Raw genomic sequence first — 22687 nt, 5'->3', positions numbered from 1 at the left:
CTGTCATCGCTCATCGTCTATCGCCGATGAACGATGACAGAATACATCCCCGTATCAGACCACGCCGCCTCGGCGGCGCCTGGCTGCATGCCGGACAGCCGCCTTGTCGCGGCGCGGTTCGCAGCGCTTGCGCATCCGGCGCGGATCGAGATACTGAGGCATCTGTCCGCCAGCAATTCCTGCTGCTGCCGTGAGGTTGTCGACCATTTCGATCTGGCGCAGTCGACCATCTCCCAGCATCTGAAAATATTGGTCGAGGCCGGCCTTGTCCGCTTCGAGCCCGATCGTCAACGATCGCGCTATGCCGTCGATCGCGCGGCACTTGCCGACGTATCGGCGTCGCTCGGCGCGCTCATCAATTCCTGCTGCTCCGGCCGCTGATCCTCTCACCCAAAAGGCAAGAAAAGTGGCCGAAAAAACCGTCTCCGCCGACACCTCGACACTCACGACATTGCGTAACCTCTGGCCCTATATGTGGCCGGCCGACCGCGCCGACCTTAGGGCGCGGGTGACCTGGGCGACGCTGTTGCTGGTCGTGGCCAAGGTGACGCTGGTCGCCGGTCCCTATTTCTTCAAATGGGCAACCGATGCGCTGGCGGGAGGCTTCAAATCGCCCCCGCCGCTGCCGTCGTTCATGCTCGCCCCGGTGATGCTGGTCATTGCCTATAATGTGCTGAGGCTTGTCCAGCTCGGCTTCAACCAGCTGCGCGACGCTCTCTTTGCCCGGGTCGGCCAGCATGCGGTGCGTCAGCTCGCCTTCCGCACCTTCGTGCACATGCATCAGCTGTCGCTGCGTTTTCACCTGGAGCGCCGCACCGGCGGCCTGTCGCGCATCATCGAGCGGGGCACCAAGGGCATCGAGACGATCGTGCGCTTCATCATGCTGAACACGGCGCCGACGATCCTCGAATTCGCGCTGACCGCCGGCATATTCGGTTTCACCTATGGCTGGAAATACGTGGCCGTGGTGGCGATCACCGTCTGCCTCTACGTCTGGTTCACGGTCAAGGCGAGCGACTGGCGCATCTCGATCCGCCGCGACATGAACGACAGCGACACCGACGCCAACACCAAGGCGATCGACTCGCTGCTCAATTTCGAGACGGTCAAGTATTTCACCAATGAGCGCATGGAGGCCGAGCGCTTCGACCGCTCGATGGCGCGTTACGAGATCGCCGCCACCAAGACCTGGACCTCGCTCGGCTGGCTGAACTTCGGCCAGGGCTTCATCTTCGGCGTCGGCACGGTCGTCGTCATGTGCATGTCGGCGCTGGAGGTGCAGGCCGGCACCCAGAGCGTCGGCGATTTCGTTTTCATCAATGCCATGCTGGTGCAGCTTTCCGTGCCGCTCAACTTCATCGGCTTCATCTATCGCGAGATCCGGCAAGGGTTGACCGACATCGAGCACATGTTCGATCTGCTCGACGTGCCGCAGGAGATCGTCGACAAGCCCAACGCCAAGCCGCTGGCCGTGAGCGCCGGCAAGGTCGAGTTCCGCGACGTCCACTTCTCCTACGATCCGAACCGCAAGATCCTGAAGGGCGTCTCCTTCGAGGTGCCGGCCGGCAAGACCGTTGCCATTGTCGGGCCGTCGGGGGCGGGCAAGTCGACCATCTCGCGGCTGCTGTTCCGCTTCTACGACGTGCAGGGTGGCCAGGTGCTGATCGATGGCCAGGATGTGAGGGATGTGACGCAGGACAGCCTGCGCGCGGTGCTCGGCATGGTGCCGCAGGACACGGTGCTGTTCAACGACACCATCGCCTACAACATCCGCTACGGCCGTGTCAGCGCCGGCGAGGAGGAGGTGCGCAAGGCCGCCGAACTCGCCCAGATCGGACCGTTCATCGAGAAGCTGCCGGACGGCTACAAGTCGATGGTCGGCGAGCGCGGGCTGAAACTTTCCGGTGGCGAGAAGCAACGCGTGGCGATCGCGCGCACCATCCTGAAGGCGCCGCCCATCGTGATGCTCGACGAAGCCACTTCGGCGCTCGACAGCCACACCGAACAGGAGATCCAGGCCGCGCTCGACCTGGTCAGCAAAGGCCGCACCACCATCGTCATCGCCCACCGCCTGTCGACGGTGATTTCGGCCGACGAGATCATCGTGCTCAAGGATGGCCAGATCGCCGAGCGCGGCACCCATGTCGAGCTGATGCGAAAGCACGGCCTCTACGCCTCGATGTGGGACCGCCAGCGCGAGGCGACCGAGGCCGAGGAGCGGCTGCGCATTGCCCGCGAAAGCGACGAACTGGGTGTCGTCGTGCGCAGGCGCACGTCGGAAGTGTCGTAGTCGGTGGAGTGCCAATCTCCCCCCTTGTGGGGGAGATGCCCGGCAAGGCAGAGGGGGGCTGTCCCGCGGTCATCTCCGGTTTCTTTCGGAGCAGGCGCCGCTGTCTGGGCCTTTCCACAAATCAATCGAGAATCCTGCTTGACCTCAACTTAAGTTGAGATTGTAGACCGTCGCTCGAGAGCCGCGAAACAGCATCCTCGAGGACGAGACAAATGGATATGAGCGTTACGAATCAGAACGTTAACGGCAGCAGCGTGTTCAGGGTCGACAAGTTCGTCGTACCCGCCGCCGCGCGCGAGGAGATCCTTAGCAAGGTCAGGACGACACACGAATTGCTGCGCCAGCAGCAGGGTTTCGTGCAGGATTTCCTGCTAGAGCAATTTTCGGGGCCAGGTGAATTCAATCTGGTGACGATCGTCGAATGGGAAAGCCAGGCGGCCGTCGACAAGGTCGTGCCGATCGTCAAGGCGGCGCAAGAACGCGTTGCCTTCAACCCGCAGGAGACGCTCGCCCGGCTCGGCGTCAGGGCCGACATCGCCAACTATCAGCGGGTTCCTGGGCTCTAGCCCGGCCAGCCGACACCGGGTGCCGGCGCTTTAATGCCGAGCACTTGGCCGGTGCGGGCATCGCTGACCATGTGCTCGAAGCCGCGCCATTCGGCGGCGGTGATGAACAGCGTTTTCCTGTCCGCACCGCCCAGCATGCAGGCAAAGCAGCCGCGATCGGCGGTGACGGTCTGCAAGACGTCGCCGCCTTCGCGCACCCGCACGCAGTGTTTGTTGGGCACGTCGGCGTACCAGGCCGCCCCTTCGGCATCGAGGCAGATGCCATCGGGATATCCGTCTAGCGCGGCCCAGACGCGCCGATTGGACATAGTGCCGTCGGCGGCGATGTCGAAACCGGTGAGCCGGCTGGCATGGGATTCGGCGATGATCAGCGTCTTGTTGTCGGGCGTCACCGCCATGCCATTGGCGAAGGCGATGCTGTCAGCCACTTGGCCGATCGTGCCCTCCGGCGTGATCAGCACGATGGTGCCGGGGCCGAAATGCTCGCCGGCAGCCGGCGCCGGCCCGCCGCCATTGACATAGATGTTGCCGCGTCCATCGACGACGATCTCGTTCCATGGGCTTTTGGAGAGGGCTCGCAGATCGGCATGGGTGACGAGCGAGCCATCGGCTTCCTGCCGCAACAGCAGGCCTTCGCGGCCCGCGATCACCAGCAGCCGGCCATCCGGCAGCCAGTCGATGGAGTAGGGCAGCACGGCCGGGATGGTGAGCATGACCTCGCTCTTGCCGCCTTCGTCCACAGCGATGATCTCGCCGGTGCCCCAGTTGCAGACCCACAGGCGTCCGTCATGCCAGCGCGGCGATTCGCCGAAGGCGAGACCGGTGGCAATGAGACGCTGGGGAAGCGGGTGAAGAGCGTGGTTCTGCATAGCGAGGAACTCCTTGTTGGACGACGGCTTGCAAGACGGCGTCGTCTCATCAAGGACGGGCGGGGGATGGGTGTCCCGACTTCAGCGTCAGCATTTTCGTTGGCCGGAACGCTGCCCCTCACTTTGAGGTCCCGATAGCTCAGGTTTGAATTCCTATATCCCATTGTGCTGCCGATATTGTTTCGTCACAATAACCCGTGGGAAGTTTTTCCTAGCACTTAGGGATTTTTGAATGTTTGGCTTTTTCTCCAGAATATCCAAGAGAATCGCCCAGGCTTCGTCTGGTGTCCAGTCTCCAGCAGCGAGGCATGCATCGAGACCCCGGTTCTTGTTGCCGGTGATCGTGCCCCGGTCGATCGTAGATGAGGCGAACGAAGAACCTTTCGAAGTCGTCTTCGCTGTTGAGAAGTTCATCCAAAGCATGGTTTCCGAGGGGCTTTACCGTAAATGGGAGATTAACCCGAAGGCGATGCAGGTCTCCCATGCTGATTTGTATTCGGCGGAGGTAAAGAACGGTGGCCATAGTCAATTCATCCATAATGCCGGCGAGGAGTTCGACGCTATGGTTGCAAACGCCCGCGCGGCTCTGACGGCCATTGGCGCAAAAGGGCAATTGGCGGCTCTCGAAAAGATGTCCACCTGGGTCGCCGATCACCCTGACGAGGCCGAAGAACAGACTGGCTTCGAGGGCGGCCGCGACGATTTTCTCGATACACTTGACCATGCGTTCTACGACGCCGACGAAGCTTCACCAATGATCGAGCTGTTGGCGCGCTGGATCGTGTCCTGGCCTGACCTGCGAGTTGTCGAAGACGAGACCTTCGATGAGGCCATACTTCAGTTGGCAATGGCCAATCCTCGTCGTGAACCTCGGCTCCTCCATCAATCGATCGCCGAGCTGGTCGGTCAGATGATCAGCGCTCGGAACGTGGGAGTCAGTCTCGCTTGCGCCAATGCAACGCCGCCGGAGGTCAGATTGTTGCTGGGCATGGCCAGGATGCTGGATGTCGATGGCGAGAAGCAATTGGTTTTTCAACTCCGGACCAATTCGAATGAGCCTCGCCTGTGCGTTGCAACGGGCAGCCACGCAGCATTTTATGAGTGCATACCTCCAGAGGCACCAGCGATTATTCGCCCCGGTGAAAACCTATTCACAGCCGGCGCGCCGCGCGTTGGCCGCAGGCTCGGGTACGCGGACGGGCAAATGGTAGCAAAAGTGATTGAGCTAGCGGAGGAGTATCATGCGCCGGTTGCCGTCGATCTTCTGTTGCGAAAGATTGGGGTCGATCCGACCAAGGCTATCGTTTCGGCGAATTCGGTCGTTCAGCGTGCGGAGGGGCCGGTTGTGAATTGGGTGGTGATGGCTGGTGGTCACGCTTTTCTCTTCCAGTCGTACCCGGATCGTGGCGTGCTGCTCCGCGGCGACCACGAAGAAAGTCTTGCGGAGGTTCATCGAAATGAGCTTCAGGAGTATTTTGACCTCACCGCGGCAGCTGGCGAATAAATTGTTCGTGGTGGATCCGAGCAGGCCCTTCAGCTGCCATTGCTTACTCGAGAAGAACACTTCATCGGCGTGGCGGCGCTGAGCGATGCCACTTGCCGGTGCCGCTCTGCTCGACGACCAGCACGGGTCGCCATCGCGGCGAAAGCTGGCGACAAACTCGCGCCGCCGATTGTCGCGTTGCGGGCAGGGGGTGTTTCCGCTATTGAGGCCGGACCTGAAACAGGGACCGCCCCCAGCCCATGAGCCTTGTCGACACGGTCAAGAACGCGTTCGTACCGATCCATCGCGAAGGCTATCCCTTCATCGCGGCCTTTGGCGCGGCGACGCTGTTCCTCGGCTATTTCTCCTCGATCCTGTTCTGGGTCGGCCTGATCCTGACCGCCTGGTGCGTCTATTTCTTCCGCGATCCCGAGCGCGTCACGCCTGTCGACGATCGCCTGGTGGTAAGCCCCGCCGACGGCATCATTTCGGCGGTGGGGCCTGCCGTGCCACCGCGCGAGCTTGGCCTCGGCAATGTCGAGATGACCCGCATCTCCGTGTTCATGAACGTCTTTTCCTGCCACGTGAACCGCTCTCCGGTGCGCGGCCGCATCGCCAAGATCGAGCATCGCCCTGGAAAGTTCCTCAATGCCGAACTGGATAAAGCGAGCACCGAAAACGAGCGCAATGGGCTGGTCATCGAGAGCCCCAACGGTACGGTGGCGGCAGTCCAGATCGCCGGCCTGGTGGCGCGCCGCATTGTCTGCTGGACCGAGGCCGGCGCTTCGATCGGCACCGGCGAGCGTTTCGGCCTGATCCGTTTCGGCTCGCGTGTCGACGTGTTCCTGCCTTTGACCGCCACGCCGCGCGTTGCCGTCGGCCAGACGGCCGTCGGCGGCGAAACGGTGCTGGCCGAATTCGGCGGCATCGCCGGCACGCCCCTCGTACGGATTTCCTGACCGGTGGGCACGCAGTATAAAAAATTCGAGGCCCATGCCAGCGGCGGTCCCCGCATCCGCGAGATCCCGATGCGCATGGTGCTGCCCAACCTCGTCACCGTGCTTGCCATCTGCGCCGGCCTGTCCGGCATCCGCTTTGCCTTCGAAAACCGCTTTGAAACCGCCGTTGTCATGGTGCTGCTTGCCGCCTTCCTCGACGGCATCGACGGTCGCCTGGCACGAATGCTGAAAGCCACCTCCAAATTCGGCGCGCAGATGGATTCGTTGGCCGACATCGTCAATTTCGGTGTCGCGCCAGCGCTGGTGCTTTATGCCTTCCTGCTCGACCGTGCCGGCTCGCCGGGCTGGATCGCGGCACTTTTGTTCGCGATCGCCTGTGGTTTGCGGCTGGCGCGCTTCAACGTGCTCGACGACGAGAAGGCCGAGCGCCCGATATGGCAGAGTGAATATTTCGTCGGTGTGCCGGCGCCTGCTGGCGCCGTGCTGGTGATGCTGCCGCTCTATCTCTATTTCCTGCGCCTTGGGGCGGAGCCCAGCCGGCCGGCCGCCTTCGTCGCCACCGGCTTCACCATCCTGGTCGCCTTCCTGCTGGTCAGCCGGTTGCCGGTCTATTCCGGCAAGAGCGTCAAGATCCCTGGCGACAGGGTGCTGCCGGTCATCCTCGCCGTCGTGCTCTATATCCTCCTGCTGATGACCTATCCCTGGTACACGCTGACGGCATCGGTCGCGGGCTACCTGATCTTCCTGCCGTTTTCGGTGCGTGCCTACTCCAAGCGCGCCAGGCTGGAAGGCGAGAAGGTGCCGCCTTCGGATATAGGTTAGGGTCGCAGACCACGGACCAACAAATCGGTCCAGGCGGACGCGAAGCGTTCGTCGCTGATCTCGATCGAGCGCTCGGCCCAGATCGCTTCGAAGACGCGGAACATGGCGACGCTGCCGACGATGACGGCGGAGACCGCGTCGCTGTCATGGGGACGCAGTTCGCCCTGGCGCTGGCGCTCCCGCAACCATTCGGCGACTGCGTGGTACGTGCTCTGCATGATCTCGCCACGCGCCGAGGCTTTCAATTCCGCAAAGGGCTCAAGATCGCGCCACAGGATTCTGAGCACGTCGCGATTCCCGCCGAGTTTTTCCAGCATGCTCTCCACGATCCGCCGCGCCCCCTGATCGACAGGAAGCACCTGTTCGCCAAGCTCGGCGCGTCCTTCCCGCGCCGTTCCAACAAACCGGTCGATAGCCGCGGCAAGCAGCGCCTCCTTTGAGGGAAAGTGCTTGTAGAGCGCACCCGAGCCACGCGACAGGCCGGCGGCTTCCTGAATTTCGGGAACGCTGGTCCGGTCATATCCGCGCTCGGCGAACAGGCGAATGGCTTCGCGTAAAATGCGCTCGCGTCCGGCGGATGGCGGCTTCATGGCTATTCCTGTCACTCGATCCTGGTGGTGGAGATTTGGCGCCCGACAGTACCATTCTCGCGCGAAATCGTAGGATCGCTCACGGCGCGCATCCACCCTGCTCGGAAAGCCATGCCGTCCATGTTCTTTCTCCCAGCCGTTCGCTGGTTTCGACCAGGCCCAAGGCAAGGCTTATCTTTCGACTCACCGGAAACGGCAGAATGAGGCGCCGGAGCCCGAGCACATCCCGGTATTGTCGAGCGAATGTCGAGAACGGCATCACCTCGGGTCCGCCGATCTGCGGGCGGACACCGCGTTCCCCGTCGCTGACAGCCCGGGCCAGATAACTGGCGACATCGCGTGTATCGACAGGATTTGAGGGCGAAGTCGGCAGCAGCCAGACCGGCAGCCATCTCAGCCCGGCCAGCATCTGCGCCAGAAGGTAAAAGAATGGCGTCGCGCGGATGACCGACCAGGAAAGTGGCGACTCTCGCACAAGCTGCTCGCCCGCCAGCTTCACGCGGCTATAGGGCAGGGTGCTGAAGTCGAGGCCGACGATCGACACGAAGATGAAATGCGAGACATTGGCGCGCTGCGATGCGGCAAGCAGCCGCCGCGTGCCTTCGACGTCGACATCCGACGGACTGGAGAAGAAATCGATCGGCCGCATACCGCGCCTGGCGATCGGCGACAACGTTGCGGCATGGATGACCGTATCGACGCCGCCAAGGGCTTCATCAATGCCTTCGCCCGTTGCGAGGTCGCCAAGCGCCCATTCGACCGCCCATTCGACGGCGCGGTCCAGCCTCGCTTCCCTGGCCAGCAACCTGACAGTGTGTCCGGACGCGGTCAGTGCCGGCACGAGATCGTGTCCGAGATGCCCGGTGCCGCCGGTGACGAGGATCTTTGCCATGCTGGATCTCCTCGCCGTGCAAAGGAGGTGTCATGTCGCGCTGGCAGAAATATGCATGCTCAGCCTGCCTTAGTGAGTGAATACTCTCTCACCTTAGATTTGTCCATCTGAATCGCTGCGGCAGGATGGCGCGGTCCTTGGTCATGCGAAGACGACAGCGGGCCTCGAAAGGGGGCGTAGGTGGCAACTAAGCCGCCACGCCAAGCCCCAGCCGGTCGATCGCCAGTTTCCTGGTCGATACATAGTCGGTCTTGCCCGAACCGAGCACCGGGATTTCCTCGACCTTGACGATGTCGTTGGGCACCATCAGTTCGGCCGCACCGGCCTTTTTGCCGAACTGCCGCAGCTCCTCGGCGCTTGCTTCGTCTGCGGTGGTGACCAGCACGATGCGCTCGCCCCGCCTCTTGTCCGGCACCGCCACCGCCGCATGGTGTTCTTCCGGCCACAGCGACTGCACCAGCATCTCCACCGCGCCCAGCGACACCATCTCGCCCGCAACCTTGGCGAAGCGCTTGGCGCGGCCACGAATGGTGATGAAGCCTTCGCGGTCAACGGCGACGATGTCGCCCGTGTCGTGCCAGCCGGTCAGCGGCTGCAGTTCGCCGGGGCGGTCCGCGGTCATGTAGCCCATCATCATGTTCGGCCCGTCGAGCCACAACTGGCCGGCATCATTGATGCCTTCGACCGGCTCCAGCTTCATGCGGATGGCCGGCAGCAACCGCCCGACCGTGCCGTCGCGGCCGTGGATCGCGGTGTTGACGGCAACCACGGGCGCTGCCTCGGTCAGCCCGAAGCCCTCGATGATCTCGGCCTGGAAGCGTTCACGATAGGTGCGGCGGGTGTCCGGCTTCACCGCCTCGGCGCCGGCAACGACGAAGCGCAGGCTGGAAAAATCCCCGTCCTTGGCAGTGCGCGCATAGTTGGCGAGAAACGTGTCGGTGCCGAACATGATGGTCGGTTTCACCTTGCGCGCGATCTCGGGGATGATCTTGTAGTGGAGAGGCGAGGGATAGAGGAACAGTTTTACCCCGGTGACCAGCGGCAGGATGGTGCCACCCGTCAGGCCGAAGGAATGGAACACCGGCAGCACGTTGAGCAGGATGTCCGCCGGCGAAATGGTGATCCGCGCCTCGGCCTGCATGGCATTGGCGAGAAGGTTCTTTTGCGACAGAACGACCGCCTTCGGCGTGCCTTCCGAACCCGAGGTGAAGAGGGTCACGCCCGGCCTGGCCGCGTCCTGCCGTTGCAGTGGCAGGCGCCACAGCAAGGCGGCGGCAAGCTTGTCCAGCGTGGTGACGCTGGTCCGCACATCTTCCAGCCACAGCAGCCGGGCGCCGCCCGTTTCGGCCGCGGCGACGATATCGGCGAGATCGGCCTTCTCGACAAAGGCACGCGAAGAGACAACGGTGCGGATGACGGCCGTCCGTATCGCTGCGGTGACGCTTGCCGGCCCGGCCGTGTAGTTGATCATTGCCGCCACCCGGCCCGCCGAGAGAAGGCCGACGAGCGACAGCACGACGCCATTGGCGTTGGGCAGCATCACCCCCACCGCTTCGCCCGGCGCCGTCACCGCCTCGAAGCGCCTTCCCAGCACCCGTGCGCCGATGAACATCTTGCGGTAGCTCAAGGCCCCCGAGATGACATCTTCGATGATGGTGTGCGAGGCGCCGACGCGGTCGGCGGCGTCGCGCATGGCCAGGAACAGGCCGCGGTCGAGGTCGGTGCCGAAAAGCCGGGCCTCGGCGACACGGTCGAACAGCGCATTGGTGTTCGAGGCCTGGTCCGGGTTGCGCGCCACCAGTTCGGCGACCGTCATTGGCTCCAGGACACTGATCGCCAGCCGTGGAAACCAGCGACGCGGTGCCTTGTCCGCCGGCGTCAGCGAGACCGGCAGGCTGCGTGCACCGGCGACAAAGATCGGCACGATGCGAGCATCGGCCTGCATGGCGATGCGGGTGACGGCGCGAAACAGCCGAAACGTCTTGACGTCGGGCTCGACCGCATCGGGCAGATAGACGGCCAGCCGGCCCTTGCCCTTCAGCACGCGCACCAGCCGGCGGCTGACGAAGACATGTTCGGCGTTGAAAGCAATGGTGCGGCCGAGTTCGCGCCAGGGCTCGAGCCATGGCGAGCGCGCCGAGACCTCGTCGAGTATATGCAGCGTGTCGTCCGGCAGCAGCGAAAGCATCAGTGCCGGCTCGAAGCGCGACTGGTGCGAGATGACATAGATGACCGGCACCTGCGCCTTGCGGGCGACCCTGATGCGATTGTCGCTGATCCGGTAGGCGAGTTTGAACGGCACGTAGAGCAGCGCCTGCGTGAAACGCAGGTCGAGGCGGAATTTCTCCACCGCCCCGATCAGCAGCCATGCCACGACCAGGCCCGCAAGCAGCGCCAGTGTCAGGATCATGCCGCGTCTCTCCCAACGGTTCTGTCATCGCGGCTCTTGTGAGGCCGCTTCGAGGGCAGAGCCTAGCGGAAGTCGACGCAAGGTCAATGCGGAAGGCCTCACGCCGCCTTCAGCCGCCCGCTGATGAAACGGAACTCCTGCGTCTTGCCGCCATAGCCATAGGCGGCTGCCGGAACCTCGTGCACGAAAGCATAGCTTTCCTGGTGCACGCCGCCCAGCAGGCGGCCAAAGGCGTCGAAGATCGCCTTGAGATAGGCTTCCAGTTCGAGCTTGGTGTTGGTGCCGTCGACCACCTTGATGTCGAGCCAGAACGTGTTGGTGCCGTGCTCGGCGAGCGACTTGCCGCCGGCGAACCAGTGCTGCGGATCGAGGTAGGACACGGCCACCGCGGTGATTGTCGGATCCTTGCGCAGATGCGTGGCGGTGATCTCGGTTACTTCCCTGGCGATGCTGGCGGACAGGGTGGCATCTGGCTTGCCGGTGACGCTGACATTGATGATGGGCATTTTTCTTCTCCTTGGTTTCTAGCGGCGTCGGTCGCCGTTGGAGAGACCATGCCATCATCTTGGATTCAAAAAAATCGAATTGTTTTAAATCGAAGATTCGATAATATCGAATTGTGGAAACGCTCGATCCCGACCTGCTCAGAACCTTCCTTGCTTTCGTCGACAGCGGTTCGCTGGCGCAGGCAGCCGCCAATATCGGCCGCTCACCGTCGGCGGTGACGGCCCAGATGCAGCGTCTGGAAGAGATCGTCGGCGAACCGCTTCTGGCGCCACAGGGCAGGGGTCGTGGCCTGACGCCGGCAGGCGAGGACCTCGTCGGCCATGCCAGGCGCATCCTTGCCGTGCATCGCGAGGCGTGGCTGGCGCTGAAAGGCGCACGCGCTGCCGGGCGCGTCGCCATCGGTACGACACAGGATTTCGCCGATAGCGGCCTGCCGGACCTGCTGCGAGCCTTCGCTTCCAGCCATCCGCGCGTAAGGATCGAACTGCGGGTCGGTCGTTCCGCCGAACTGGCGCAGGCGCTGCAGGCCAGCAGCCTCGATCTGGCGATCGTCATGCGCCAGACCGCGGTGCCGGATGAGGTCGGCGTGCTGCGCGAGCCGATGATATGGCTGTGTTCGAGCAAGGGGCTGGCCTCGCGGCAGGAAGAATTGCCGTTGGCGCTACTTGATCCCTATTGCGGGTTCCGCGAAGCGGCACTCGCCGCGCTCGATGCCGCAGGCCGCCGCTATCGTATCGCCGCCGGCAGCGCCAGCCTTGCCGGACTGCGCACTGCGGTGAATGCCGGCGTGGCGCTGACCTTGCGAACCCCCCGCTTTGCCCATTCCGGCATTGTCGAAGCACCGCGCGAGCTTGGCCTGCCGCAGGTGCCGATGGCTGAGTTCGCGATCCGGCTGCGCGCCGGCGCCGATGCGTCCGCGGGCGATCTGGCGGCGCTGCTGGGTGACAACCTGGCTCTCTCCGGTTGATTTCCAAAAGGCCGCATTCCGTCACAGCCTTTTGGCAAAGAAAAAGCCGACCTTGCGGTCGGCTTGGGAGTGGGACGGGCCGAGGGGTTTGGGGGGACTTGGGGGGTGGCCCGTCGCACCAATAATGTCTGAGCACGGCGATGGTTCCGTGACTTTGAAATTTTTTTTTAGGAAATATTTGATGCCGGGCGTTGCGAACGTGCCATCAGCCAGTCGCGGCCGGCGTGGGCAAAGACGGCACAGAGCACGATCGCGCCGCCGACCAAGCTCGCCACCGGGGGTATTTCGGCCAGGAACAGAAATGCAAACAGGATCGCGAACGGCACTTCCGCCGAGCCGAGCAGGCCGGATTCAGGCGCCGGGATAAGCCGCGAGCCTTCTGTCCACAGGATCGAAGCCAGCGCGAAGGATGCGCCGAACGTGGCGAGCAGAACCGCGTCCCTTGCCGAGACCGCCAGGGGATCGGTGACGAACCAGCCGAGTATGAACAACAGGAAGGCGGAGACCGCGCCGGCCCACACCGCCGGAGTGTCGCGGAACGCGCGCACCATGATCATGTAGAGCGCGCTGCCGGCCGTCATCAGCAGCGCCAGTCCGTCGCCGAACAGATTGCCGGTACCGAAACCCGACCACACCATGATGGCAACCCCGCACAGCGACACGGCCGCCGCCACCATGGTCTGCAGGCGGAACGGCTCGCGCACCAGCATCCAGGCCAGCACGGCGGCAATGAAGGGCGAGGTCGCGTAGATCACCGCGACATTGGCGACGAAAGTGAACTTGAACGCCGAAATGAAGGCGATGCTGGCCAGCGCGCCTTCCACCGCCAACAGCCAGCCGCGCCAGCCAAGCCGCAGCGGCTCGCGGTTGCCGGCACGGTGGCGGCGCCACAGCACGTAAAGGCTGATCAGGATCGCGCCGACAAAGCCGCGCCAGCAGGTGATCGTCAGCGGATCGGCATGGATCGACTTGGTCAGCACACCGGTCAGCCCGAATACAGCCGCCGAGGATGACACGAGGATGATGCCCAGCGTGCGCTCGGCGATAGTGTCGGTGGTGGCTGTCACATCAGTCATGCCGCGAGACTACGCCACTCCATCCTGACATCGTAGCGTCAGCAACATTGACCATCAGAGCCGCTTGCGAAAATGCTCGCCGCCGATGATCAGCAGGCCGGCGGCGACGATAAGGGCAGCACCCAGAAAAACCTCGCGGCGTGGCACGTCGCCCCAGATCGCGAAGCCGAGCGCGAACGCCCACATCAGGGAGGTGTATTCGAGGGGCGCCAGGATCGATGCCGGCGTCCGCTTCATGCCTTCGAAGAGAAGATATTGCGCCAGGCCGCCGAGTGCGCCGACGCTGGCAAGAAGCAGCAATTGTGTCGGGTCCGGCGTATGCCACCACAACAAAGCCGGCACCGCCGAAAACACCAGGAAGTTGAAATTGTTGAGGAGGAGCTGAATCATCGAGCGCTCGGCAAGGGCCGTCTTGCGCAGCAGCACGATGGCGATGCCCCACAGGAAGGCCGCCGTCAGCACCAGCAACACGGGTACCGAAAGGCCGAGATGGCCGGGATCGCAGGCGACAAAGACACCGGCAAAGCCGATCAGAACCGCCAGCCAGCGCAAAACAGGCACCTTTTCGCCGAGCAGGACCACCGAAAGCACGGTCACGATGATCGGGGCCGCGTAATAGACGGTGGTCAGTTCGGCGAGCTGCAGGCTGCGGGCGGCATTGTAATAGCAAAGCCAGGCGGCAAGCGTGAAGGCGCTGCGCACCAGCATTGGCAACACAATCGGCGAGCGCACGGTATCGGTAAACAGCCGCCGCCCGCCGATGGCCGCGCAGGCACCAAGAATTGTGATGCTGCGAAAGAACATGATCTGCCAGACGCTCATGCCGGCAACCAGCAGCTTGATCGAGGCATCCTGCGTCGAAAACAGCAAGTAGGCGGCGCCGGTCAAAAAGATGCCGGCGAGAACTCTTTCGCGTGTATCGAGAATGGCGATATCGGCCATAAGGCATGCGCCTGCTTGTGTGAGGGCGGCTCCGGCCCCTGTCGGCTCCGCTCTGCCAGCTATACGGGCGAAATCCGGCACGACGCTGCTCCAGCACCGCGCTTGCCTTTGGGGCAGGGGGCGGCGGCGCGAAATACAGCCTGTCCCGGATGCGGCTTCTGGCGCGGCCCGGCTGATTGGTTTAGCATCGTCGCATAAAGCCTGAGAAGGGCGGCGCGCGGAACGCGGGGGAACGGACAGCGAATTGGCGCTCAGCTCATGCCAGATGTAGCATGCGTAGGCGCGGCCTGACGGGCCGCCTCTGTCAGAGCGGATATTTCGGGGGAGAAGGCCGATGCGGAAACTGCAGTCGCAAGGCGTCCATCACATCACGCTGGTCGGTGCCGGCCGTCAGACCTCGATCGATTTCTGGGAAGGTGTGCTGGGCATGCCTTTCATCTTCGAGCAGCCCAACCTCGACAAGCCGACCGAAAGCCATCTGTATTTCGACCCGGGCGACGGCCGGCTGATCACCATCTTCACCGACGAGACCCGCACGGCCGTGAAGCGCCGCACCCCAACCGACCCGGGCTGCGTTCATCACATCGCCTTTTCGGTGTCGCGGGTCACCTTCCTGCAGGCGGTCGCCCGGCTCGACGAGCGCGCCATCAAGCACAGCGGCGTCAAGGATCGCGGCTTCATGGATTCGATCTATTTCGAGGACCCGCTCGGCCTGCTGATCGAGCTTGCCTCCTATCGTTTCGAGCCGCCTGCGGGCTTCACCCATGCCGACGTGCTGATGGAGGCGCACAGGCTTCGCGTCGCGCGTGGCGACTACAACATCGCCGAAGTGCATCTGGCTGACGCCATCCAGGCTCTGGTGGAACGCGCGCGCGCGACATTGTCGGCCGACCGGGCACCCAAAAATCCATATTGAGCGCTGAACAGGCAAGGGAGGAATATGTGGCAAAGGCAATGACGAAGAGCGCAAGCAAGCCGGTGGGCAAACCAGCGTCAAAACCGGCGGCAAAAGCCGCCGCCAAACCAGCGGCAAAAGCAGCCGCCAAACCAGCGGCCAAGACGGCGTCAAGGGCAGCCGCCGGCAAGACGGTGGCCAAGGCCAAGGCGAAACCGGCAAAGAAACCGGCGCTGACCATCAGCATGCTGAAGCCGAGCGTCAACAACATGACCGTTCGCGTCTTTGCCCGCGCCGCCGGGCTCGACCATGCGGAGACCGATGCGTGGGGGCTCACGCGCTCGCCGGAATACATGGCGCGCAATCCGGCCCATCTGACGCCGATGATCGAGGACAAGGGCCTGCCGCGCGGCGTGCTTTGGGAGAGCTGTGCCATCATGCAATATCTTTCCAACAAGCATGGGTTGGAGAAATTCTACCCCAAGGCGCCAGCCAAGCGGGCAATGATAGACAGCGCCATGTTCTATCTGATCGGCACGCTCTATCCCTATGTGGCGCGCGCCACCTATCCCGCGCTCGGCTTCCCGCAATATGCCGGCGAGGTCGGTCACAGCGACGCCCATCCGGACAGGAAATCGGAGGCACAGAAGGCGGCGGTCGCCGCCATTGCCGAACCGCTCGAGGTCTTCCATTCCTTCTTCCGCGACGGCAAGCCGTTCATCGGTGGCAAGAACCCGTCGATCGCCGACATCCGCCTGGCGGCGACCCTCGAATTCCTCGCCGTCATCGACTACGCCCTGCCCAAATGGGCGAAGGAATACATGGCGGCGATGGAGAAGAAGCTCGGCAAGGCCTATGCCGGCCCTGCCGGCGACGTGCGCGGCTACATCGCCCATGTGAGGTCGCAGGCCAAGGCGTGATTCCAAGCCGTCGATGGGGCGGTGAGCTGCGGAAGCAGCCACCGACTGATTTCACCGGTGGCGTCACGGTTCCCTGCCAGCTTGAAGTTGGCGGGGCTTGCGTTAGTCTGGGCGCGGATGCAGTCGAATTTTTCTCTCGACCGGCTTGAACGCTGGAGCGGTGGCGTGGCCGCCGCGGCCCTGGCGGCAACGCCCGAAGACTTGTCGGCCCGCTTCAGCGCGGCGGCAGGCGTGCTGCTTGGCTCGGATCGTGTCTATGTTGGCTTCTATCGTCGCGATATAACGTCCTTGACCATCGACGATGCCGGACCCGATCGCTGGAACCGCGACTATGATGCGCGCATCTATCGCCAGGATCCCTTCTTTCAGAGGTTCGCCAGCACCAGACAGGATTTCCTGCTGCCCTTGTCGGCTCTCAGCCACGGCGATTTCCAGCGCACGCCCTATTATCGCGAATTCTACGGGCCCTCCGGCAGCTTCGATGAAATAACGGGCGTCTTCAATCTCGACGGACTGACGGCCGGCTATGTGACCTTTCTGCGCCGCAACGGCGCACCGCGTTTTGGCGAGCATGATCTGGCCGTGGCCGGCGCGGCGAGCAGCGCGACGAAGCTCATTCTGCAAAGGCTGCTTCATTTGTGCCGCCTTCGGGACAAGGGGTCCGCACTCGAAGCCGCGGGGTCGCAACTGAGCGCCCGGCAAAGGCAGATCGCGCGGCTGCTGATCGAGGGCGGCAGCGCCAAGACGATTGCGCGAAACCTGTCGATTTCACCCGGCACCGTGCGCAACCACATCAAGCAGGTCTACCGCAAGCTCGGTGTGCACTCCCAGGTCGAGTTGCTGGCCGCCGGCTGGGAGGCTCCGCGCACCTGACGGTGTCGTTTTGCCAGCTTCACTGTCCCGTCACGACGCGTGTCCACATGCGGTTCTGCAGGCGCAGCAGCTTTGCGTCGTTGTTCTCGACCACGAATAGCTTGGCCTTTACGTCATCGGGTGGGAAAACGCCGGGATCCTTGGCGACGGCCTGATCCATCAGCGGCAGGGATTCCGGGATCGCATTGGCATAGGAAACATAGCTGGAATTGGCCGCCGCTATGTCGGGCCGCAAGTTGAAATCGATCCAGGCCCGGGCATTCTCCGGATGCGGCGCATCCTTCGGCACCGCCATCGTATCGAAGTTTATCAGCGTGCCTTCCCTGGGAATGGAATAGGCAATCTCAAGCTTCTTCGCGGATTCCGCCGCACGGGTCTTCGCCTGCAATATGTCGCCCGACCAGCCCAGCACGACACAGATGTCGCCATTCGCCAGGTCGTTGATGTATTTCGACGAGTGGAAGTAACGGATATAAGGCCGCACCTTGCCCATCAGTTCTTCAACCTTGGCGAGGTCGTCCGGACTGGTCGACCTGGGGTCGATATGGAGATAGTTCATGGCCATCGGAATGATCTCCGCCGGGGCATCGATCATGGCGACGCCGCAATCGGAGAATTTCTTGACGACGTCGACGTCGAAGACCATGGCGAACGAATCTGTCGGCGCGTCCGGCATCCGTTGCTTGATGGCAGCGACATTGTAGCCGATGCCGTCCGTGACGGCCATGTAAGGCACTGCGTGCAGGTTCTGCGGATCCGCGCCCGCGATCAGCGACAAGGCTTGCGGATCGATTTTCGAGTGGTTTGAAAGCTTCGATCCGTCGAGTGGCAGGAAAGCGCCCGCCTTCACCTGGTTCTTCAGAAACGGAAAGGCCGAGGGATACACCACGTCATACCCCGAGCCGCCGGTGAGCAGTTTCGTCTCAAGGACCTCGTTGCCGTCATAGACATCGTAGCGGACCTTGATACCTGTCTCCTTCTCGAACTTCTCAGCCGTGTCCGGCGCGATATAGTCGGACCAGTTGTAGACGTTGACGACCTTCTCGTCGTCCGCCCGGGCGCCGCCGAAGCAGATGCCGCAGGCAAGCGCGGCGCTCAGGATTGGGATGAGCAGGGAGCGCATGGGTGTCCTCCTTTCGCGGGTGCGGCCGATGCGGCGCACCGTTCCAATTTCACTTTCGGCACGCTTGCCGCTCAACGCCGCTGCGGCGCATAAACGGGTAAGGTGATACAGGCGACATTGCCGCCGCCGAGCAGAATTTCGCGGGAGTTCTCGATGCCCACGATCTTGTGGTCGGGGAACAGCGTGGCCAGCTGTTGCTTTGCCTTCCGGTCGAGATCGCAGCCGAACTCCGGCACGACCACGACGCTGTTGCCCGGATAATAGTTGATGTAACTCGCCGCGATCCGGTTGCCTGTTGGCCGCGCCCAGGTCGAATCGACCCGGTCCAAGCCCTCGCTTTCCTCGGCCGTCATTTCGATCGGAAGGGGATGGTGCAGCCGATGAACCTCCAGGCTGCGGCCACGCGCGTCACGGGCCGAACGCAGCACCTCTTCGGCTTCGCGCACGATCTCATATTGCGGGTCGCTCCGCTCGTCGGTCCAGCTCAGCGCCACGACGCCCGGACGAACGAAGCAACAGAGATCGTCGACATGACCATCCGTCTCGTCGAAAGCAAAGCCACGCGGCAGCCAGATGATGTCGTCGACGCCGAGATAGTCGCCAAGCCGGCTCTCCACCTCGGCTTTGCCGAGTTGGGCGTTGCGATTTCGATTGAGCAGGCATTGCTCGGTCGTCATCAGCGTTCCCTGGCCATCGCATTGCAGGCCGCCGCCCTCGGCGATCAGCGGCGCGCGGTAGCGGTCCATCCTCTCGATCTCGAGCACTTTTTGTGCGGCAAGGTCATCGAGATCCCAAGGCGAGTAGAGGCCGCCGTCAAACCCGCCATATGCGTTGAAGATCCAATCGACGCCGCGCACGCCGCCTTGGTCGTTGACGACGAAATTGGGGCCGCTGTCGCGCAGCCAGGAATCGTTGGTGGACATCTCCACGACGCGCACCTCGGCGGGCAAGCGCGCTCTGGCGTTCCGCCATTGGCGGCTGGATGCCGCCACGGTCACGGGTTCGCTTTGACCGATCGCGGCGGCGACGTCGGCGAACAGCTTCTGGGCGGGCTTGGCGCCCTGGCGCCAGGTGTCCGGCCGCTCCGGCCAGATCAGCCAGCAGCCTGATTTGGGTTCGAATTCGCCAGGAGCGCGAAACCCATCCTGTCTCGGTGTGGTCGAGAGCGTATGTGACATTGTGGGACTGCCGGAAAATGGAACGACGAAACTTTCCCGGATCAGAAGGTTTTGGGGCCTTGTTCGTCAATGTCCCATTTGGGATAGCTTGATCACTGCGCCAGTCCCCTGGCCTGCGTTCGGCTGGGGCCAGCACCATTGGCCCCGGGCCTAGGTTGCCCGAAATTGCGGGGTCTCTATTGTTTATTGCGTCGCCTGGTAAAGTTCCGAAGCGGCCTCTTTCAGCGCGTGTCGGCCGTCCGGCTTGAAATACATCATGTGTCCACCTTCAACGACGTCGAGGCGGATCGGCCTGGCGCCGGCGAGCGACGGAATCTGGCTGACCAGATAACGCGACGCCAGGTAGGGAGTGACGAGATCGGTGTAGCCGTTGACGATGACGACGCCCAGCGCGGGATTCAAGGAGCGTGCCCGCTGCAAATCGTCCACCACGCCAGCATAGCCTTGGCGCGAGGCGCTCGTCCCATAGTCCCAGTTGTGGCTGATATCGTCGTTCAGTAAGCGGTAGCTAACATCGGTGCGAAAGTTCAGCTCGTCGCGAGCGTAGCCGACAAAAGCCGAGGTCAGCGCCGGCACACTGCGGTCCAGCACCGGATCGGGACCGGCGATCCGGGCGCTCTGAGGCGCTATGTCCGCCGTCGCGATCATACCGTCATAGGGGCTGAGCACCTTGCCCGTGGCACGGCCAAACTCCCTTGCGAAGAGCGAGGTCGGGACGCGGGCGAAGTTGCGGTGAACGAGGTCGAGTGGCAGGCCGGTGATCTCCGCTACGCGATCGCTGGCCAGCCGCCCGCCTTGCTCCAGCCCACTGGCGAGCGCGGTGAGGTACTCGCCAAGTGCATAATGCTCGATATCGGCGAGCTTTTCCCGCAGTGCATCGCCGTTGAAACCTTCACTACGCAGGCGAACCGCGGCGAGGGAGGGTAGTTCGAGAGCCCAATGCAGCGGCTCGAATTCGTCGGGCTGCACCAGGGTGAATTCCAGCGCCGGCGAGATCAGCACGATGCCGCTTGGGCTGATGCCGATATCTTCCTGCAGCGTCCTGGCAAGCAGTGCCGCCCGGAACCCGCCATAGCTCTCACCGGCGAGGAACAGCGGGGATCCCATGCGGCTGTTTTGGGCAAGATAGAGCCGGATAAACGCACCGATGGAACTGGCGTCCTGCCTGACGCCCCAGAAGTCGTGCGTATCCTGGCCAGGCGCCTCGCGACTGTAGCCGGTTCCCACCGGATCAACGAAGACGAGGTCGGTCATGTCGAGCCAGCTGTCGGGATTGTCGATGAGCTTCTGCGGCGAGGGGAGGAATTCCCCGTCGGCTCCGGTCGCCACTATGCGCGGTCCGAGCGCGCCGAGATGCAGATAGGCTGAAGCGGCGCCCGGGCCGCCATTGAACGCGAAGGTGATTGGCCGCGGTGCTTCCGTCGCCGTGCCCTCACGCGGTTTCAGCGTATAGGCAACATAGAAAATCTCCGCCGTGACCTCGCCCTTGCCGGAGAGCAGCGGAAGCGTGCCGGCCTTTGCCTGGTACCGCAGACTGTGCCCGGCAATGGTGATCGAATGGTCGCTGATCTCGGGTGAGGGCAGCAGCGACAGCACACCGCCCTCGGGCGCTGGCCGCTCTGGCGTTTCAGCCAAGAGGGGCCGCGCGAAGCCGGCAAGCATGAAGAGGACAAGGGAGACGAGTTTCAGCTTGGAACGCATGAGGCCTCCGCGGGAACGACTCCCGCATAGGTATGGCCGAGGCGAATGAAGTCAAAGGGAATAGACGAAGGCGAGCCCACTGCTATCCCCTCGACACCGGTTCCTGACAGCTTGGATCGTAGCTCGGATTGGCTCACACCTCTCGCACGACCGTGCTATCAAGACAGAAAGCGTTCGAAAGGAACGAAAATGGACGCGACCGAACTCAAGGCCATGCAGGCGCCGCTGAAGCAGGCCTACCGTAACGACGCCGCGCAAGCACTGATCACGCTGAGAGCGAAGGGTTCGATCGACGAACAGTCGGTGGCCTGCAAGGTCGAGACGGGCAGGGCGATTGCCGTCGCTGGCCTTCATCCGGCAACAGGCGGCTCGGGGCTCGAGCTGTGCTCCGGCGACATGCTCCTCGAGGCGCTGGTGGCCTGCGCCGGGGTGACGCTGAAGGCTGTGGCGACGGCGCTCGAGTTCAAGCTCGGCGCCGCGACCGTTGAAGCCGAAGGCGACCTTGATTTTCGTGGCACACTCGGTGTCGCCAAGGATGCGCCGGTCGGTTTTCGCGCCATCCGGCTCAGTTTCGATCTCGACACGGACGAGCCGCAGGAGCGGATCGATTCGCTGCTGAAGCTGACCGAGCGCTATTGCGTGGTGTTCCAGACCATCAACCAGAAGCCGGAGCTGACGGTGAGCGCGCGGAGATGAATCACAAGGCCCGCGGCAGCGGGCCTAGAGCGGTTCAGAGTTTGATAGAATCTCTGACCCGCTCTAACTTCTTGTTTTTACGCAATTCCCAAGGGGAAGCGCTACGCGCTTCTTCCGGGAAAACCGCTGCACACTTTTCGTGGAATTGCTCTAGTGATACCTGATGCTTACTGAGCTGCCGGCTCTTCGGCGTCGCCTTCGTCGGTGAAGGGCGAGGCGCTCGGCACGCACTGCACGGACCAGCCCGCGGGTGTCGGCTGCTTCTGATACTCGGTGATGGCGGCGGCGCACTGTTCGCGTTTGTCGAAGGTGCTGGGCAGCACAACCATGCCGCCCTGTGGGCCGGCGATTACCAGATACCAGACCAATGCTGCGGTCGTAGCCATGGAGTTTTCCTTGTTCTGCCCCAGCAGGGCGCTTGGTGTGGGAGTCTTCCGATCCTAACAACTCCTCCGAAATGACGAAAGCATGACCGCCGCGCGCCCTTCTCCCTTAGATCACAGCCGCGTGATCATCCGGCGGATTTTCGGACTGGCCTGTTGCCGACGCCACGGTTCAGTCGGTCGCAAAACAGCGCGGTCTGCTTGGTGATGCCGTTGGCGTCGCTGTGCAGGGAGGCGACATTATCCGCGATCTTGGCGCCCTTGGCGTTGAACCAAGGCCCCTTGCCGATGCGGTCGCGCGCATCCTCGGCGCTGGTCGAGAGATAAGCGTGCCAGCTCTTGCCGGTGACGCCGGCGGCTTCGGCAAGCGATGCGCAATGGGCGTCCGCGCCCTTCAGGCCACCGAGATCGGCGCCCTTGCCGGAGCCGACACTGGTGACGAAGAAGCTCATTTTGGTATCTTGGGAAACAGCCACACCGACTGTAGCCCCAAGGGCGGCGGTGAGAGCGGCGGCAACGATAACGAATCTGCGCATGTCGGTCCT

22 protein-coding genes and 1 pseudogene are annotated in these 22687 nt (G+C 63.1%); 11 read left to right on the top strand and 12 right to left on the bottom strand.

Translation table 11 applies throughout. The features are described from left to right. The first annotated feature begins 87 nt into the window (after positions 1-87). From EN845_RS03965 to EN845_RS03955, 3 genes are all read left to right on the top strand, one after another. Entirely contained in the window at positions 88-381 is a 294-nt protein-coding gene (locus tag EN845_RS03965; protein ID WP_127280730.1) for a metalloregulator ArsR/SmtB family transcription factor, read from the top strand. A gap of 25 nt (positions 382-406) precedes the next feature. After that, the gene (locus EN845_RS03960; RefSeq protein ID WP_127871409.1) at positions 407-2290 is read left to right on the top strand and encodes an ABC transporter ATP-binding protein/permease; all 1884 of its coding nucleotides are present in this window, start codon (positions 407-409) and stop codon (positions 2288-2290) included. 218 nt (positions 2291-2508) lie between these two features. Beyond that, positions 2509-2856 (top strand): antibiotic biosynthesis monooxygenase, encoded by a 348-nt coding sequence (locus EN845_RS03955; protein ID WP_127280728.1) that lies wholly within the window; start codon positions 2509-2511, stop codon positions 2854-2856. Here the strand turns inward: EN845_RS03955 and EN845_RS03950 are convergent. After that, entirely contained in the window at positions 2853-3725 is an 873-nt protein-coding gene (locus EN845_RS03950; protein ID WP_127871410.1) for an SMP-30/gluconolactonase/LRE family protein, read from the bottom strand. The two genes, EN845_RS03955 and EN845_RS03950, sit on opposite strands and share 4 nt — an antisense overlap. Before the next feature lie 337 nt (positions 3726-4062). On the opposite strand from EN845_RS03950, the gene EN845_RS03945 reads away from it, so the two are divergent. The 3 genes from EN845_RS03945 (at position 4063) to pssA (ending at position 6989) form a co-directional block, all read left to right on the top strand. Continuing rightward, positions 4063-5229, top strand: coding sequence for a DUF4375 domain-containing protein (locus tag EN845_RS03945; RefSeq protein ID WP_245511633.1), 1167 nt, complete (start codon positions 4063-4065; stop codon positions 5227-5229). A 239-nt stretch (positions 5230-5468) separates the two neighbouring features. After that, on the top strand, positions 5469-6167 hold the full coding sequence (locus EN845_RS03940; RefSeq protein ID WP_127278715.1) for a phosphatidylserine decarboxylase: 699 nt from the start codon (positions 5469-5471) through the stop codon (positions 6165-6167). A 75-nt stretch (positions 6168-6242) separates the two neighbouring features. Then, entirely contained in the window at positions 6243-6989 is a 747-nt protein-coding gene (gene pssA / locus EN845_RS03935; RefSeq protein ID WP_245464392.1) for a CDP-diacylglycerol--serine O-phosphatidyltransferase, read from the top strand. On the opposite strand, the gene EN845_RS35840 is transcribed toward pssA, so the two are convergent. The 4 genes from EN845_RS35840 to EN845_RS03915 form a co-directional block, all read right to left on the bottom strand. Further along, positions 6986-7579, bottom strand: a complete 594-nt coding sequence (locus tag EN845_RS35840) for a TetR/AcrR family transcriptional regulator (protein WP_210235520.1) — start codon at positions 7577-7579, stop codon at positions 6986-6988. The two genes, pssA and EN845_RS35840, sit on opposite strands and share 4 nt — an antisense overlap. Before the next feature lie 79 nt (positions 7580-7658). Beyond that, entirely contained in the window at positions 7659-8471 is an 813-nt protein-coding gene (locus tag EN845_RS03925) for an NAD(P)H-binding protein (protein WP_127871412.1), read from the bottom strand. Positions 8472-8658: 187 nt separating this feature from the next. Then, positions 8659-10881: an AMP-binding protein gene (locus EN845_RS03920; RefSeq protein ID WP_127871413.1), complete on the bottom strand. Its 2223-nt coding sequence runs from the start codon at positions 10879-10881 to the stop codon at positions 8659-8661. A gap of 98 nt (positions 10882-10979) precedes the next feature. Continuing rightward, the gene (locus EN845_RS03915) at positions 10980-11387 is read right to left on the bottom strand and encodes a 4-oxalocrotonate tautomerase family protein (protein ID WP_127871414.1); all 408 of its coding nucleotides are present in this window, start codon (positions 11385-11387) and stop codon (positions 10980-10982) included. A gap of 113 nt (positions 11388-11500) precedes the next feature. On the opposite strand from EN845_RS03915, the gene EN845_RS03910 reads away from it, so the two are divergent. After that, positions 11501-12355, top strand: a complete 855-nt coding sequence (locus EN845_RS03910; protein ID WP_127871415.1) for a LysR substrate-binding domain-containing protein — start codon at positions 11501-11503, stop codon at positions 12353-12355. 167 nt (positions 12356-12522) lie between these two features. On the opposite strand, the gene EN845_RS03905 is transcribed toward EN845_RS03910, so the two are convergent. Together EN845_RS03905 and EN845_RS03900 are read right to left on the bottom strand one after the other, a co-directional pair. After that, the gene (locus EN845_RS03905) at positions 12523-13431 is read right to left on the bottom strand and encodes a DMT family transporter (protein WP_127871416.1); all 909 of its coding nucleotides are present in this window, start codon (positions 13429-13431) and stop codon (positions 12523-12525) included. A 54-nt stretch (positions 13432-13485) separates the two neighbouring features. Then, positions 13486-14373, bottom strand: coding sequence for a DMT family transporter (locus EN845_RS03900; RefSeq protein WP_127871417.1), 888 nt, complete (start codon positions 14371-14373; stop codon positions 13486-13488). 334 nt (positions 14374-14707) lie between these two features. Here EN845_RS03900 and EN845_RS03895 point away from each other — a divergent pair, with 334 nt between their 5' ends. The 3 genes from EN845_RS03895 (at position 14708) to EN845_RS03885 (ending at position 17061) form a co-directional block, all read left to right on the top strand. Beyond that, positions 14708-15289 (top strand): VOC family protein, encoded by a 582-nt coding sequence (locus EN845_RS03895; RefSeq protein ID WP_127280777.1) that lies wholly within the window; start codon positions 14708-14710, stop codon positions 15287-15289. Positions 15290-15327: 38 nt separating this feature from the next. Then, the gene (locus tag EN845_RS03890) at positions 15328-16188 is read left to right on the top strand and encodes a glutathione S-transferase family protein (protein ID WP_245511628.1); all 861 of its coding nucleotides are present in this window, start codon (positions 15328-15330) and stop codon (positions 16186-16188) included. 165 nt (positions 16189-16353) lie between these two features. After that, positions 16354-17061 (top strand): LuxR C-terminal-related transcriptional regulator, encoded by a 708-nt coding sequence (locus EN845_RS03885; protein ID WP_245511627.1) that lies wholly within the window; start codon positions 16354-16356, stop codon positions 17059-17061. A gap of 19 nt (positions 17062-17080) precedes the next feature. Here EN845_RS03885 and EN845_RS03880 read toward each other — a convergent pair whose 3' ends face one another. The 3 genes from EN845_RS03880 to EN845_RS03870 form a co-directional block, all read right to left on the bottom strand. Then, positions 17081-18184: a polyamine ABC transporter substrate-binding protein gene (locus EN845_RS03880; RefSeq protein ID WP_127871420.1), complete on the bottom strand. Its 1104-nt coding sequence runs from the start codon at positions 18182-18184 to the stop codon at positions 17081-17083. 71 nt (positions 18185-18255) lie between these two features. Next, positions 18256-19362 (bottom strand): agmatine deiminase, encoded by a 1107-nt coding sequence (gene aguA, locus EN845_RS03875; RefSeq protein WP_127871421.1) that lies wholly within the window; start codon positions 19360-19362, stop codon positions 18256-18258. Positions 19363-19545: 183 nt separating this feature from the next. After that, positions 19546-21063, bottom strand: a complete 1518-nt coding sequence (locus EN845_RS03870) for a peptidase S10 (protein ID WP_127871422.1) — start codon at positions 21061-21063, stop codon at positions 19546-19548. A gap of 189 nt (positions 21064-21252) precedes the next feature. Here EN845_RS03870 and EN845_RS03865 point away from each other — a divergent pair, with 189 nt between their 5' ends. Beyond that, entirely contained in the window at positions 21253-21759 is a 507-nt protein-coding gene (locus tag EN845_RS03865) for an OsmC family protein (RefSeq protein WP_127871423.1), read from the top strand. Positions 21760-21926: 167 nt separating this feature from the next. Here the strand turns inward: EN845_RS03865 and EN845_RS03860 are convergent, their stop codons facing one another. Next, a complete protein-coding gene (locus tag EN845_RS03860; protein WP_127278756.1) occupies positions 21927-22145 on the bottom strand; it encodes a hypothetical protein in 219 nt (72 codons plus the stop codon). 185 nt (positions 22146-22330) lie between these two features. Continuing rightward, positions 22331-22678, bottom strand: a pseudogene (locus tag EN845_RS03855) (hypothetical protein); the annotation flags it as partial. Positions 22679-22687 lie beyond the last annotated feature (9 nt).

It is taken from the genome of Mesorhizobium sp. M8A.F.Ca.ET.202.01.1.1 (assembly GCF_004791595.1).
Classification (GTDB): domain Bacteria; phylum Pseudomonadota; class Alphaproteobacteria; order Rhizobiales; family Rhizobiaceae; genus Mesorhizobium.
The sequence above is the reverse complement of the archived record's forward strand: the minus strand, read 5'-3'. Positions and strand labels throughout refer to the sequence as shown.